The 13526-nt window shown below is 42.8% G+C and carries 17 protein-coding genes; 7 read left to right on the forward strand and 10 right to left on the reverse strand.

What is annotated here, in order from left to right; translation table 11 throughout:
* Positions 1–175: 175 nt before the first annotated feature.
* Positions 176–790: a cyclic di-AMP synthase CdaS gene (cdaS, locus tag MOC09_RS05915; RefSeq protein WP_268361062.1), complete on the reverse strand. Its 615-nt coding sequence runs from the start codon at positions 788–790 to the stop codon at positions 176–178.
* A gap of 274 nt (positions 791–1064) precedes the next feature.
* Here cdaS and MOC09_RS05920 point away from each other — a divergent pair, with 274 nt between their 5' ends.
* A complete protein-coding gene (locus MOC09_RS05920) occupies positions 1065–2423 on the forward strand; it encodes an MATE family efflux transporter (RefSeq protein ID WP_268361060.1) in 1359 nt (452 codons plus the stop codon).
* A gap of 15 nt (positions 2424–2438) precedes the next feature.
* Positions 2439–3287 (forward strand): RsbT co-antagonist RsbRC, encoded by an 849-nt coding sequence (rsbRC, locus tag MOC09_RS05925; protein ID WP_268361059.1) that lies wholly within the window; start codon positions 2439–2441, stop codon positions 3285–3287.
* A gap of 26 nt (positions 3288–3313) precedes the next feature.
* Here rsbRC and bshB2 read toward each other — a convergent pair whose 3' ends face one another.
* The 4 genes from bshB2 to rarD form a co-directional block, all read right to left on the reverse strand.
* Positions 3314–3979, reverse strand: a complete 666-nt coding sequence (gene bshB2 / locus MOC09_RS05930) for a bacillithiol biosynthesis deacetylase BshB2 (protein ID WP_003220099.1) — start codon at positions 3977–3979, stop codon at positions 3314–3316.
* A gap of 18 nt (positions 3980–3997) precedes the next feature.
* Positions 3998–4348 (reverse strand): YojF family protein, encoded by a 351-nt coding sequence (locus tag MOC09_RS05935; RefSeq protein WP_268361058.1) that lies wholly within the window; start codon positions 4346–4348, stop codon positions 3998–4000.
* A complete protein-coding gene (locus MOC09_RS05940) occupies positions 4345–4623 on the reverse strand; it encodes a hypothetical protein (protein ID WP_268361057.1) in 279 nt (92 codons plus the stop codon). The genes MOC09_RS05935 and MOC09_RS05940 overlap by 4 nt, the downstream gene beginning before the upstream one ends.
* Positions 4624–4698: 75 nt before the next feature.
* Positions 4699–5598 carry an EamA family transporter RarD gene (gene rarD, locus MOC09_RS05945; protein ID WP_268361056.1) on the reverse strand — a complete coding sequence of 300 codons (900 nt, stop codon included), beginning with the start codon at positions 5596–5598 and terminating at the stop codon, positions 4699–4701.
* 98 nt (positions 5599–5696) lie between these two features.
* Here rarD and MOC09_RS05950 point away from each other — a divergent pair, with 98 nt between their 5' ends.
* Positions 5697–6155, forward strand: a complete 459-nt coding sequence (locus MOC09_RS05950) for an Hsp20/alpha crystallin family protein (RefSeq protein ID WP_268361054.1) — start codon at positions 5697–5699, stop codon at positions 6153–6155.
* On the opposite strand, the gene MOC09_RS05955 is transcribed toward MOC09_RS05950, so the two are convergent.
* On the reverse strand, positions 6122–6388 hold the full coding sequence (locus MOC09_RS05955; protein ID WP_268369904.1) for a hypothetical protein: 267 nt from the start codon (positions 6386–6388) through the stop codon (positions 6122–6124). The two genes, MOC09_RS05950 and MOC09_RS05955, sit on opposite strands and share 34 nt — an antisense overlap.
* Positions 6389–6473: 85 nt before the next feature.
* Positions 6474–7808, reverse strand: coding sequence for a gluconate:H+ symporter (locus MOC09_RS05960; protein WP_268369906.1), 1335 nt, complete (start codon positions 7806–7808; stop codon positions 6474–6476).
* A 353-nt stretch (positions 7809–8161) separates the two neighbouring features.
* Here MOC09_RS05960 and MOC09_RS05965 point away from each other — a divergent pair, with 353 nt between their 5' ends.
* Positions 8162–8551 (forward strand): tautomerase family protein, encoded by a 390-nt coding sequence (locus MOC09_RS05965; protein WP_268361050.1) that lies wholly within the window; start codon positions 8162–8164, stop codon positions 8549–8551.
* A 445-nt stretch (positions 8552–8996) separates the two neighbouring features.
* Here MOC09_RS05965 and yodB read toward each other — a convergent pair whose 3' ends face one another.
* Entirely contained in the window at positions 8997–9335 is a 339-nt protein-coding gene (yodB, locus tag MOC09_RS05970; protein ID WP_268361049.1) for a transcriptional regulator YodB, read from the reverse strand.
* A 129-nt stretch (positions 9336–9464) separates the two neighbouring features.
* On the opposite strand from yodB, the gene MOC09_RS05975 reads away from it, so the two are divergent.
* Complete coding sequence (locus MOC09_RS05975) at positions 9465–10073, forward strand: nitroreductase family protein (protein WP_268361048.1); 609 nt, start codon at positions 9465–9467, stop codon at positions 10071–10073.
* A gap of 42 nt (positions 10074–10115) precedes the next feature.
* Here the strand turns inward: MOC09_RS05975 and MOC09_RS05980 are convergent, their stop codons facing one another.
* Together MOC09_RS05980 and MOC09_RS05985 are read right to left on the reverse strand one after the other, a co-directional pair.
* The gene (locus MOC09_RS05980) at positions 10116–10718 is read right to left on the reverse strand and encodes an alpha/beta hydrolase (RefSeq protein ID WP_268369908.1); all 603 of its coding nucleotides are present in this window, start codon (positions 10716–10718) and stop codon (positions 10116–10118) included.
* 16 nt (positions 10719–10734) lie between these two features.
* Entirely contained in the window at positions 10735–11646 is a 912-nt protein-coding gene (locus MOC09_RS05985) for a ring-cleaving dioxygenase (protein ID WP_268361046.1), read from the reverse strand.
* A gap of 184 nt (positions 11647–11830) precedes the next feature.
* Here MOC09_RS05985 and MOC09_RS05990 point away from each other — a divergent pair, with 184 nt between their 5' ends.
* Both MOC09_RS05990 and MOC09_RS05995 read left to right on the forward strand, forming a co-directional pair.
* Complete coding sequence (locus tag MOC09_RS05990; protein ID WP_268361045.1) at positions 11831–12031, forward strand: DUF3311 domain-containing protein; 201 nt, start codon at positions 11831–11833, stop codon at positions 12029–12031.
* Complete coding sequence (locus MOC09_RS05995; RefSeq protein ID WP_268367268.1) at positions 12031–13521, forward strand: sodium:solute symporter family protein; 1491 nt, start codon at positions 12031–12033, stop codon at positions 13519–13521. Before MOC09_RS05990 ends, MOC09_RS05995 begins: the two co-directional genes overlap by 1 nt.
* Positions 13522–13526 lie beyond the last annotated feature (5 nt).

The raw sequence follows: 13526 nt of genomic DNA on the forward strand, positions 1-13526 counted from the left end.
AATAGGTAAAGTATTTAACTTAATTAACATTCATTAGATATAACTTTTCTACCAGTTTATATTTCCTGTCTTCAAGACAAAAAGCATTCAGCTTGAAGTGAATGCTTTAAAAAAGATCTGAATTCAGTCATTTTGTCTCATGATAGGATTCATTATCAGGCCCTTTTATTTATTTTTACGTTCTTGGCGAAATTAAAGGATACAATACACCGTCTTTTGCAAACGACATCTTCCCTGTCTCCTCTGAAACAACGAGCACAAGCGCATCCGTATACCCCGACATTCCAAGGGCTGCGCGATGCCGGGTTCCCAGATGGATATCCACTTCCTTTGTTGTCAGCGGGAGTACATTGGCTGCTGATACGAGTTTATTTTCCCTCACCAATAATGCGCCGTCATGAAGAGGGTTTCCGGGGAAAAAGATGCTCTCAATTAATGAAGCGCTGATTTCCGCATGAAGGGAGGTTCCTTTCTGAATAAAATGCTCAACCGGATCCGCTCTTTCAATCACAATCAAAGCACCATGCTTATGTTCCGATAAGGCTTTAATCGCCTTGGCCAGCTCAATAAATGCCGGTGTAAATTCCTCAATGTATGATTGCAAATAAAAGGATGATGCGATCCCCTGCATGTCCTGAAAAATGTGCCCCAATTCATCTAATTCACAAAGGAGACACTGGTCTTTTTCGTGAAGCGCTTTTAAGATTAGTGACGTATCACCTAATATTTGCTCTAAGTATACTTGTATTTTCCCCTTGAATGCATTTTCTGACATCTGCTCATAACGCATAGACCTTCAACTCCTTTTCAAATTTCCAACTTTTCCGCATGCTTCTCTTATTGATGCACATTCTATTGGTAAAGGAGGGATGTAAAGAATGGAAATCGAAAGAATCATTCAATATATTTGCACCTTTTTAGGCGTGATTTCGCTTTCTTTTATTTATGCCCAAATGTTTAGAAAAACGAAACCGACAAAAAAAGAATAGGTCTGGCGTTCATTGCTTTTTATACATAAAATGTTATAATTTCTCTCGTTATGAAAAAGAAACGGAGATCAATGTATGAAAGAAACTCGAAACGCCCGTCAAAAGATCAAACAGCTTTTGCACATTTTAATTCCGATATTCATTACCCAGGCGGGGCTGTCTCTTATGACGTTTTTAGATACGGTGATGTCAGGAAAAGTCAGCCCCGCTGATTTAGCCGGTGTCGCCATTGGCTCAAGTCTTTGGACCCCAGTTTATACAGGACTTGCAGGCATATTAATGGCGGTCACCCCGATTGTCGCTCAGCTATTAGGCGCTGAAAAAAAACAGAAAATTCCCTTTACTGTTTTACAGGCTGTATACGTGGCCGCGCTTCTTAGCATCGCCGTTTTAGCGATCGGATATGCTGCAGTGGACCTTATTCTTGGCCGATTACACCTTGAGGCTCACGTGCATCAGATCGCCAAACACTTTTTAGGCTTTTTATCGCTGGGAATTTTCCCTTTATTTGTTTACACAGTTTTAAGATCATTCATTGACTCATTAGGGAAAACAAAAGTCACAATGATGATTACACTCAGTTCTCTGCCAATCAATTTTGTATTGAATTACGTATTCATCTTCGGAAAATTCGGAATGCCTGCACTTGGCGGAGTTGGTGCAGGGCTTGCGTCCGGGCTTACATATTGGTGTATCTGCATCATCAGTTTTTTCATCATTCATAAAGCCGCGCCGTTTTCCGAATACGGAATTTTCCTTACCATGTATAAGTTCTCTTGGAAAGCATGCAAAAATATGCTCAAAATCGGCCTTCCTATTGGGTTTGCCGTGTTTTTTGAAACGAGCATTTTCGCAGCTGTCACGCTTCTGATGAGCCATTTTGATACAGTGACCATCGCGTCCCACCAGGCAGCCATGAACTTTGCATCACTTTTATATATGCTGCCGCTTAGCGTGTCTATGGCTTTAACAATTGTTGTCGGTTTTGAAGCCGGTGCAGCCCGATTTAAGGATGCACGCTCATATAGCTTGATCGGCATCATGATGGCAATCGGCTTTTCTTTGTTAACTGCAGCCTGTATCCTCTTATTCAGAGAGCAAATTGCCGGCATGTACACTTCTGACCCCGATGTGCTCCGGCTGACACAGCACTTTTTAATTTATGCGCTGTTTTTTCAGCTTTCCGATGCTGTGGCTGCACCGATCCAGGGAGCGCTCAGAGGATACAAAGATGTGAACTATACGCTTGCGGCCGCTTTTGTCTCTTACTGGGTCATTGGCCTTCCGGTCGGTTATGCGGTCGGTACGTTTACAAGCCTCGGCGCGTTTGGCTATTGGATCGGATTAATTACAGGACTCGCCGCAGGAGCAGTTGGACTGTTTTTCAGGCTGGCTAAACTGCAAAAACGTTATTCGCAAAAACAATACATTTAAAAGAGGTGATCCTATATGGCAAAAAATAAGAAATTATACGAATATCTTTCTCAGCATGCAGAGACCATCAGTTCAACATGGTATGAAACCATTGAGGAAACTGATCCAAATTCCATTTATGCATCAACAGACCCTGATGTCATTCACAATTTAAAGAGCCAGAATCTTGCCTTTAACTATAAAATAAACCGTATTTTTATAGATGATGAAGATGTATACCTGCCTATCCTGAAAGAATGGGCTTTTGAAGTCACACAGGATCAAGAGCATTTAAAGACTCCCATCCATTATATTATTCGGGAGTTTGTCAGAGTCAGAGATTTATATGTTTCCTATGTGAAAGAATTTGTCCATCTCAATCAGGACACTGTGAAAGGCGAAGAAGCCGAAGACCTTTATCATTCCCTTATAAAAGCGTTTGATCTAGTGATTCATATTTTTATAGAAGAAATGTACAAAAACACTAGCCTTCAGCTTCAGGCCCAAAAAGATATGATTACTGAATTGAGCGCGCCGGTCATCGTGCTGTTTCACAGCGTCGGGCTGCTGCCTTTAATCGGAGATATTGATACAGTCCGCGCCAAACTGATTATGGAAAACACACTGCATCAATGTGCGGAGAAAAAGGTGACACAGCTGTATATCGATTTGTCAGGAGTAGCTGTGATTGATACGATGGTTGCCCACCAGCTGTTCAGTTTGATTGAGGCGCTTCGTTTAATCGGCGTTTCTTCAACTTTGTCGGGAATCCGTCCGGAAATAGCGCAAACAGCGGTTCAGCTAGGGTTGTCTTTCGAAGATATTTCCTTGAGATCCACCCTCGCTTCAGCGATTGCATCTGACTTGAAATTAAAAAAGGTATAAGGCTTAAAGGCCTTATACCTTTTTGATTAATCATTCCATTGATATGTCCAATATACTTCTTCCTCAAACCATGTTGCCATAACAGGTTCATTGTTTTTCAATTTTTCTTCAAGCTCTCTGAGCATGCCTTCTGTTTGAGTGCGGTGCGCTCTTAACGCATTCATTTTAATATCGGCTACTTCTTTAATATCAAGCACTACATCAGCTTCGCCGAGAACCTCTTCTCTATTGCGTGTGATCGCCATGCAGAGCGTGCGCGGACGGTCTTCTTTCTTTTTGCGGTACAATGCACGGATTACCGCTTCCCCGCATGCATCATGGTCAGGGTGCACACCGTGTCCAGGATAAAATGTGACAATTAAACTTGGTTTTACATCATCTATGATCTCTTCCATAATATCAGCCAAATACTCATCGTCTTCAAATTCGAGTGTTTTGTCACGGAGCCCAAGCATTCTAAGATCATTGATATCCATTTCTTTGCAAGCGTTAATGAGCTCTTGTTTTCTTAATAGCGGCAACGTTTCCCGGTTCGCGAAAAATGGATCGCCCATATTTCTTCCCATTTCGCCTAAAGTAGCGCATGCGTACGTAACGGGAATGTCTTTTTTTCTGTTTAAGGCAATCAAGCCTGCCACTCCATATGATTCGTCATCAGGGTGAGGCAGGATTACTAATACGTGTTCTTTCATTATTTTTCACCCTTTTCTTTAAACTGTGAACGGTTTTTCACTGATTTGCAGAGAAATAGCCAGTTTACCGCCCGGCAGGTGTCCCGCCATTAATAAACGGTTTTCTTCATCTACCGTGTATTCAGTCAAGCCTTCAGCATAAATCCAGCCTTCTTCTGTTTTTAAGCCAACCCGGTAAGGGCCGTTGCCTTTAATTTTCGCCTGATGATAAGTAACTTTTGCATTGCGGATGTATGCAACAACCGTCATGTTTTTTTCGTTTAAGTGTGCTGAATAAGAACCTGTTGTGGTTTCTAAATGGATATATACAGGGCGGTCCGCATATCGTTCTAAAGATGTTTGCACATCTTCTTTTATGATTGCTTTCATAATTGCTCCCCTCTTTCTTCTTTTAAATGCGCTACACGTTCTGTATGTAATTTGACCAGCTGATATTTTACAGCTGGTTCGAGCTGCGAATTCACAATGCGCTGAATCGCGGAAACATATTTTTCCAGCATCAGTTTCCGGAGTCTCGGATGTGTTCGTTTATCCAAAAGCTCAAGATCAATCGCCTCTGTTACCGCCTCTGCGTCATCACTTGCGAAAGATCGGTTGTTCCAAAGTGAAGCGTAGGCTTTCACTATCTCTTTATCATTGTCCATCGTCTTGCTCCTTTATGTCTTACATACATGAAATGATTATACATAATATATGGTTCAGCTGAAAAGCCAAAGGCCTCAATGGCTTTTTGACGCCCGTTTCCACTTTACTTGTGAAAACGTAAACAAGAGCAATGCAGCCCATATACAGCTGAATGTAAAAGCCTTCGAGCTCGAAAATGGCTCATGGTAAACAAACAGCCCGATCAGCAAAGTAATGGTCGGTGCAATATATTGTAAGATACCGACTTGGTACAGCGGCAGCCGTTTCGCTCCTTCCGCAAACAATAAAAGCGGCAGCGCCGTAAATACACCGGCAAAAAAGAGAAGCATCCACGTCCCCCCGCTTTCTGCACCTGCAGGCTGGGTGGTGTGGCCGCTCAGCAGCAAATAGCCCAAAGCAATCGGCAAAATCATGAATGTTTCCAGCGTTAAACCGACGGCGCTCGACAGGCTTGTTCTTTTTTTGCTTAACCCGTACAGCCCGAAGCTGAATGCGAGCAGAAGCGCAACATAAGGAATGGAACCGTATTGGAATGCCGAGATAATGACGCCGGCCGCCGCAATTGAAACCGCCACTAATTGCAGGCGGTTCAGTTTTTCCTTTAAAAATAAAATACCAAGGAGGACTGATACAAGCGGATTAATGTAATAGCCAAGACTGGCCTCAAGCAAAAACCCATGGTTGACCGCCCATATGTAAACAAACCAGTTAATCGAAATCAGGATAGAAGCGAGAAATAAAGATAGGATGCCGCCGTTCTTTTTTAAAGAGCGCAGCTCCTGCCACCCTGCTTTCCATTGCCGCAAGAAAAATAGCACGATACACATAAAAACAAAAGACCATATAATACGGTGAGCCAAAATATCAAGAGCCGGCAGCTGTTCGAGAAGCTTCCAATAAAGCGGAAACAGCCCCCACATGATAAAAGAAACGGCTGTATAAAAAACGCCTTTTTTTGTTTCTGAGTATTGCATTTATATCCCCGCCTTTCTTTAGAGCATCTTATATTATATCACGTGAAAGATCGGGCGGGCATATACTATTTTGTCCGTGAAGAAAGGGTGTGGCGACGATGTTTGAGTGGAACAAGTACTTTCCTTTCCACAATCAGTTTTCAAAGGAAGCATTAAAAAAAGCAGATCCAAAAGACGTTGAAACGTATGTAAATCGTGTAATGGAAAGTGTGTTCGGCAGTGACTATGCGGCTCAATTTCCCTTCCGCGATCCTCTCCCCCCAAAAGAACGGCCCGCGAAATCTGCTAAACCTGACATAGATATATTTGAAACAACAGACCATGTGTTTGTTAAGGTGCCAATCAGCGAAAGCCAGCTGGAACAGTTAAAAATCAAACACACTTCCCACGCATTAATGATAGAAAATTTCCCGAATTTGGATCATATCAAAAAAATAAACCTCCCTTGTTTAGTTAAACGCAAAGGAACAAAAGCTGTTTATAAGGATGGCCTTCTGGAAGTCATGTTTCAGAAGCAGCAAGACTACAATATGTCCGAGGTAGAAATCATCCGATAAAAAACGGCGGGATATCCGCCGTATGGCACGCCGGCACCAAAACCGTACGGTGCACCTCCGTAACCATACGGCACAGGCGGATAAGCATAGGGACGAGGAGCGTTAAACAGAGCACTCCCGAGAAAACCGCCTAATAAACCGCCGACTAAAGGAGCGCCAAACAAGAAAGGATTGCGCGCCGGATATCCGGCTGGATCTAGGTTCCCGCGATAATATGAATGTTGAGGGTACATGATTTTTCCTCCTTTTGTCTGCCTATACGTAAGGTATTCAGAAAGGAAGAAAAACGATTGGGCTATGAAATAAATCTAGGTATTGTTACATCACAAGCCCAGCCAATAACACACAGCCGAGCCCTGTTACTGAGAGAACTGTCGTAAGCAGCGTCCACGTTTGAAATGTTTCTTTCATGCTCAAGCCGAAAAATTCCTTTACCATCCAAAATCCTGCATCGTTTACATGACACGCGATGACACTGCCTGCTCCTGTTGCCAGCACCATTAATGCCGGGTTTACACTGCCCGCCTCCATGAGCGGAGCTGCCATTCCCGCAGTGGTAAGCGCAGCCACGGTAGCTGAGCCCAAACATAGGCGCAGAACCGCAGCGATGATCCATGCCACAAGCAGCGGGGACATATTTGTTTGACTGAAAAGATCAGCGACATAATCACCGCCCCTGCCATCAATAAGCACCTGTTTAAACGCCCCTCCCCCTCCTATGATGAGCAGCATCATCGCGATTTGTGATATCGATTCTGATAGTGATTTGCTGGCCTCCTTCATAGGTATTTTACGAGCATATCCCATTGTATAGAGCGCAAGCAAAAGTGAAATGAGCATTGCCGTCCCTGGAGTGCCGATAAATTCTATGATTTCTTTTCCTTTTGAGTGTTCATTGAGTATTAAAGAAAAAATTGTTGCAATCGCCATAAAGATAACTGGAAATAAAGACGTGACAACACTGATTGAAAAGCCTGGTGTTTCATCCAGCTGAAATTCTTTCCGCGGCCCTAACGCCGATAAATTTCCGCTCTTTTGGTACGCACTGGGAAACAGCTTCATTGCAAATTTATTAAATAAGGGCCCGGCAACCACAGTGGTCGGCACTGCGATGATGATTCCAAAAAGCAGCACTTGACCAATGTTTGCGCCGTATGCAACTGAGATGGCAGTCGGCGCAGGATGCGGGGGCAAAAATCCATGGGTGACATTTAAAGCAGCAGCCATCGGAATTCCCAGATAGAGAAAAGGCATTTTTAATTCTTTCGCAATCGCATAAACAATCGGAATCAACAGAACAAGCCCCACTTCAAAAAACAGGGCAATGCCGATGATAAATGAGGCAACCACCACCGCCGCCTGTATTCGTTTCCTTCCAAATTTGTCAATCAGCGTAATGGCAATGCGATAGCCTCCCCCAGCATCTGAGACAAGCCTTCCGAGCATCGCGCCAAGCCCAAACACTAAAGCTAAATGCCCGAGCTGCCCGCCTATACCCGCTTCAATTGAAAGAACGATTTTATTGGTATCCATCCCTAGTCCGACAGCTACTAAAAATGACACGACAATAAGTGAAACAAAAGTATTTAATTTCACTTTAATAATAAGAAATAACAAAACCAGCACTCCAACAGCAACAATCAAAATCGGCATGGTACCCCTCCATATGTGTTTCTAAAAATGATTTCGGCACTATTTAAACCCCGCAGTCAGAAACCGCTTTCACTAATGACGAAAAAAGTTGGTTATGTGTTTGTTATCTTTTGGTCAACAAGTATATTCATACTAATCTCCTAACCAAAAGCTGTCAATGGTTTTTATGGCGTTTTTCTCAATTACCTATCGATTATCTTGATTATTTAATAGTTATATATTGATTAACTATTGGTTATATGTTATGTTTTTTATCAAGTTATCAGCGAATCTTTATATTTATCCACTATCTGGAAATGAGTAAAATAATGTGAAAACAGACGGATAACAACTTCACATGAGGAGGAATTCACATGCCATTGTTACGTTTTGATGTAATTGAAGGCCGTGACGAAAAATCACTGCAATTGTTATTGGATACCGCTCACCAAGCGATGGTCCAAGCATTTGCTGTTCCGGAAAGAGACCGTTATCAAATTGTCCATCAGCATCCGGCAAACGAGCTTGTGATCCAAGATACAGGATTAGGATTTCAAAGAAGCAAGGATCTGGTCATCATCAGTATAACGAGCAAAACAAGAACAGAAAGCCAAAAAGAAAAATTGTATGCCCTGCTGGCTGAAAAGCTAGAAGCAGTATGCGGCATTTCTCCAGAAGACCTCATGGTTTCTATTACCGAGAATGGCAACGCAGACTGGAGTTTCGGTCTTGGTGAAGCGCAATTTTTGAACGGGAAACTATAAAATAATGAAAATGCAGTAAAAAAAGAGGGTTTCATCAGAGACCCTCCCTCTTCTTTGATTTCTTTTTACGAAATAATCAGTACGAAAGTTGCCAGCAAAACGGGGTAATTCAATATTGGTGGATAGAATCTGGATCTCCCTTTTTAAATCCAGTTTCGATACCATTGTAATTCCAATGGAAGGTGACTGGGTTGTGATTGTAAATATAAAATTCATGCGGATAGATTCCGCCTTGCTGATTTGCGCGACAAGATAAATAATCTTCTCCATTCACAACAGGTTTGATCTAATAACTTTTTCACAGATGCCCCTTTCCTATTTTTATATTCCTTTCGTATGAACATTGCTTTTGGCAAATATAAAAAAGTCATGTAAACGGTATGAATCACCACCCATTACATGACTTTATTATTGAAATAAAGACCTTTTCCGAAGGCCTCTTTCCTTATTTCTCTTCGTCACACACGGTTTCACCGGGCTCGCAAAATTGATCGGCCCATGCCTGCATCTCTTGAAACACAGCTTGCAGCGCTGTTCCTTTTTCAGTGAGCGTGTAGATGACTTTGACCGGCGTTTCAGGGAGAACCTGGCGCTCGACGATCTCGTTTTGTTCAAGCTCCTTAAGGCGCTCCGCCAGCATTTTTTGGCTGATCATCGGTATTGTTTCCGTTATCTCTTTAAACCGTTTCGGCCCATCCATTAGCACATGGATGATCAGACCGTTCCATCGTTTTCCCAGCAATGAAAAAGCGGATTCCATTTTAGGGCACATCGTATTTCCCACAAGTCTTCATCCCTTCATCTATTGATTGACATGTATTCAATGATCCATTACAATATTCTTTCAAGTTACATTTAGTAAGCTTCTAACTTTTCTATTATCATACCACGTTTATCCGAAGGAGGAAACACTATGACGAATACTCTGGATGTTTTAAAAGCACGTGCATCTGTAAAGGAATATGATACAAATGCCCCGATCTCTAAAGAAGAGCTGACTGAGCTGTTGGACCTTGCCGCTAAGGCGCCTTCAGCTTGGAACCTTCAGCATTGGCATTTTACAGTATTCCACAGCGATGAATCAAAAGCGGCGCTTCTTCCTGTAGCGTATAATCAAAAACAAATCGTTGAGTCTTCTGCGGTTGTTGCCATTTTAGGTGATTTAAAGGCAAATGAAAATGGTGAAGAAGTTTACGCCGAATTGGCAAGCCAAGGCTATATTACAGATGAAATCAAACAAACGTTGCTCGGCCAAATTAACGGTGCATACCAAAGCGAACAGTTCGCACGTGATTCTGCATTCTTAAATGCTTCTTTAGCCGCTATGCAGCTTATGATTGCCGCAAAAGCAAAAGGTTATGACACATGCGCAATCGGCGGATTTAACAAAGAGCAGTTCCAAAAGCAATTTGATATCAGTGAGCGCTATGTTCCGGTTATGCTTATTTCCATCGGCAAAGCAGCGAAACCTGCCCATCAAAGCAACCGCTTGCCGCTTTCAAAAGTGTCGACTTGGCTGTAAGGATATGAAAAACCTTAGTCCGAACTACGGACTAAGGTTTTTTTATACAATCGCATCTTTATACCATTCACGAGCCTGTTCAGCTTCATGCTGCGTCAGCTGATGGCCCCCATCCTGCCAGAAAACAGAGGCTGATGCCCCGTTGTTCCGTAAATAACGGTGAAGTTCTTCTGATTCTTCCTTCGTGCAGAGAGGATCGTATTTCCCGGCACCAATAAAAACAGGTAGTCCCGTCATATCAGGCAGTTTGATACCGCGAATCGGAACCATCGGATGATGCAGAATAGCCCCTTTTAAGACATCTTTATAATGGAAAAGCAGGCTTGCCGCAATATTAGCTCCATTTGAATAACCGACTGCAATCACTCTGCCGCGGTCAAATTGATGCATTTCTGCAGCCTCGTCGATAAAATCTTTCAATTCTCTTGTCCGCTCTACAAGATCCTTTTCATCAAATACACCTTCACTTAAGCGTTTGAAAAATCTCGGCATTCCATTTTCAAGCACCGAACCTCTGACACCAAGCAAATGGGCATGAGGATCTATAAACCGCCCCAATGAAAGCAGGTCGTGTTCGTTTCCACCAGTGCCATGCAAGAGCAAAAGTACGTTGTCAGATGTCCCTTTTTCATAAATATGCTTCATCGTAAAAATCCCCCTTTTAAAGTTCAGGCAACATGTCTGTAATTTGTTGTCTATGTTTCTCCAGCCATTCAGGCAGTTTTAATGAAGTTCCCAGCTCATCAAACGTTTCATCTGTCATAAAGCCCGGCTCATCTGTGGCGATTTCAAATAAGATACCGCCTTTCTCCCTGAAATAAACGGATGTAAAGTATTCTCTGTCTAGGATTTCGGACGAAGGAAGATGGTTTTTCGCAATAATCGGAAGCCAGCTCGCCTGTTCCTCTTTCGATGTCCGAAACGCTACATGGTGCACCGTGCCGTAACCTCCCACGCCTCTTTTATCAGGGTGTAAATGTACGTCAATGATGCCGCCGATGGCCGCTGAGGATGTCAGCCTGACAATCTGATCTTCTGACGCCGCTTTGGTGTATCCGAAGCTTTCTGTTAACAATTGAATGGTCGCCTGCGGGTCGTAGGAATACAGGAGCACGCCTTTCATTCCCGTAATCGCTTCGTGTTCCGAAATGCCGTCAGGCGTCCACTCGCTATTGCCGCTTTTCTCGTCCTCTATGATCGCTAACGGAAGATCTTCTGTATCATTAAAAATAAGGCTCTTTTCACCGAATAACGTTTTCTCCTCTAGATTCAGGCCGTCTTTTTCAAGACGTTCCTTCCAAAAAGACAGAGAGCCTTTTGGAACGGAAAAGTACACCCGGCCTGCTTGGCCTTTGCCTACCGTTCCCTGTCCGCTCCCTTGGAACGGGAAAAAGGTCATGATTGTTCCGGGATCTCCGTTTTGATTCCCAAAGTAAAAATGATACGTTCCGGGATCATCAAAGTTTACTGTTTTTTTAACAAGCCTGAGCCCAAGCACTTCTGTATAAAACCGCAAGTTTTCCTGCGGATCTCTGGCGAATGCTGTGATATGGTGCAATCCTTCTGTTTTCATTTTTCCACTCCTACTTTATCTCGATTTCAAGATATTTATTATTTTAAACCTTTATTGAGCTGGATGCAAACCATGTGTTTTGATTAAATAATTGAAAAAATCATTTTTTTCTAATAATTATCTTGTGATCTTTTCTTACAACTGCTATTATAGTGAGCATTATCATGTTTCAGGAGGAAAGTAAATGGTTAAAAAAGCACTTATTGTTATTCTTATTCTTTTGCCATTCATTCAGCTCACGCTTTTGCCGCTTGTGAATCGAATAGAACCGATTATCTTCGGCCTGCCGTTTTTCCACTTTTGGCTGCTGTTGTGGATTATCATCACGCCGTTATGCTCGTTTGGCATTTACCAGATGCAAAAAAAAGATGGAGGACTTGAATAATGCAAGGGAATCTCACTGCACTTCTCATTACAGCTATTATCGTATTAACCGTTGTCTGTATCGGATTTCTAGCCGGAAGAGACAAATCGTCACGAACCTCGGTGGAAGAATGGTCTGTCGGCGGCAGACGCTTCGGGGGCCTTCTCGTCTGGTTTTTAGTAGGCGCTGACCTTTATACGGCATATACTTTCTTAGGATTAACAAGTACTGCTTTTACGGGCGGAAGTGTTGCTTTTTTCGCCATTCCTTATTCTGTATTGGCTTACTTTATCGCCTACTTCTTCCTGCCGAAACTTTGGAAAGTTGCGAAAATTCACAAATTAACAACACTTGCGGATTATGCCCGGGAACGTTTTGACAGCAAGCTTTTAGCAAGCCTTGTTGCCATCGTCGGTGTGCTGATGCTTATTCCGTACATATGCCTTCAGCTGAGCGGGATTCAGGATACACTCCAGGTTGCCGGCACCGGATATATCAACGTAAAATTGGTTGTCATCATCTCATTTATTCTTGTAGCTCTTTACACGTTTTTCAGCGGGATTAAAGGGCCTACTTTTACAGCCATTATAAAAGATATTTTAGTATGGGTCATTATGCTGTTTATGGTGGTGTCACTTCCTCTTATCCATTTTAACGGCTGGACACCGATGATTGATACGTTAGTAAAGGAAGCGCCGCAAATGCTGGCGATACCGGCAGAAGGGCCAAAAGGCATTCCTTGGTTTATCACAGCATCAATTGTTTCCGCCCTGGCACTTTTTATGTGGGCTCATGCCGCTACGGGAGTTTTCACAGCGAAAAGCGCTGATGCAGTAAGAAAAAACAGCATGTTTTTACCGCTTTATAATATTGTTTTAATTTTGGTTATCTTTCTTGGCTTTATCGCCTTTCTTGTGTTGCCGGAAGATACAAATCCAAGACTGGCGCTGCTGCATTTGATTCAAACGTCTTACGGCGGCGTGGCACAAGGTTTTGCCTATGCTACGATTGCCCTTGCTTCATTGATTCCTTGTTCCATTATGGCAATCGGGGCATCAAATTTATTCGCCAATAACCTATATCGGGATTTGATTCATCCGAATGTATCTCAAAGCAGGCTGACCCTTGTCACACGTTCAATGGTGTTTGTTGTTATCGGCCTTGCGCTTCTGTTTGGCATGCTGTTCCCGACTGCCTTAGTCACGCTTCAGCTATTAGGCGTATCCGGCATGGTGCAAATCTTCCCGGCGATTGCTGTCAGCCTATTCTGGAAAAACCAAACAAGAGAAGCAACGGTTATTGGATTGCTAGTCGGTCTTGCGGTGACGTTTATGGTGTATATCACTCAATCCGCACACGGCATTTATGAAGGGTTTTGGGGATTGGCTGCCAATATCATAACTGTAGTCGTTCTTAATCCGCTGTTCATTAAAAAGGCTGGATCTAATCCTGTCATTGAAGGGTTATTTAATAAAAAACAAGACACTAACCCGAATCAAAAGGGTGCATAAAAAAA

This window comes from Bacillus sp. N12A5 (assembly GCF_026790125.1).
In the GTDB taxonomy this organism is placed as follows: Bacteria; Bacillota; Bacilli; order Bacillales; family Bacillaceae; genus Bacillus.

Coding starts and splice junctions, on each gene's coding strand:
- MOC09_RS05935 (WP_268361058.1), bottom strand. CDS start 4,348: ATGAAAGCAATCATAAAAGAAGATGTGCAAACATCTTTAGAACGATAT.
- MOC09_RS05920 (WP_268361060.1), top strand. CDS start 1,065: ATGAAAGAAACTCGAAACGCCCGTCAAAAGATCAAACAGCTTTTGCAC.
- cdaS (WP_268361062.1), bottom strand. CDS start 790: ATGCGTTATGAGCAGATGTCAGAAAATGCATTCAAGGGGAAAATACAA.
- MOC09_RS05965 (WP_268361050.1), top strand. CDS start 8,162: ATGCCATTGTTACGTTTTGATGTAATTGAAGGCCGTGACGAAAAATCA.
- MOC09_RS05950 (WP_268361054.1), top strand. CDS start 5,697: ATGTTTGAGTGGAACAAGTACTTTCCTTTCCACAATCAGTTTTCAAAG.
- MOC09_RS05990 (WP_268361045.1), top strand. CDS start 11,831: ATGGTTAAAAAAGCACTTATTGTTATTCTTATTCTTTTGCCATTCATT.
- MOC09_RS05980 (WP_268369908.1), bottom strand. CDS start 10,718: ATGAAGCATATTTATGAAAAAGGGACATCTGACAACGTACTTTTGCTC.
- bshB2 (WP_003220099.1), bottom strand. CDS start 3,979: ATGAAAGAACACGTATTAGTAATCCTGCCTCACCCTGATGACGAATCA.
- MOC09_RS05960 (WP_268369906.1), bottom strand. CDS start 7,808: ATGCCGATTTTGATTGTTGCTGTTGGAGTGCTGGTTTTGTTATTTCTT.
- MOC09_RS05975 (WP_268361048.1), top strand. CDS start 9,465: ATGACGAATACTCTGGATGTTTTAAAAGCACGTGCATCTGTAAAGGAA.
- rsbRC (WP_268361059.1), top strand. CDS start 2,439: ATGGCAAAAAATAAGAAATTATACGAATATCTTTCTCAGCATGCAGAG.
- MOC09_RS05955 (WP_268369904.1), bottom strand. CDS start 6,388: ATGTACCCTCAACATTCATATTATCGCGGGAACCTAGATCCAGCCGGA.
- rarD (WP_268361056.1), bottom strand. CDS start 5,598: ATGCAATACTCAGAAACAAAAAAAGGCGTTTTTTATACAGCCGTTTCT.
- MOC09_RS05985 (WP_268361046.1), bottom strand. CDS start 11,646: ATGAAAACAGAAGGATTGCACCATATCACAGCATTCGCCAGAGATCCG.
- MOC09_RS05940 (WP_268361057.1), bottom strand. CDS start 4,623: ATGGACAATGATAAAGAGATAGTGAAAGCCTACGCTTCACTTTGGAAC.
- MOC09_RS05995 (WP_268367268.1), top strand. CDS start 12,031: ATGCAAGGGAATCTCACTGCACTTCTCATTACAGCTATTATCGTATTA.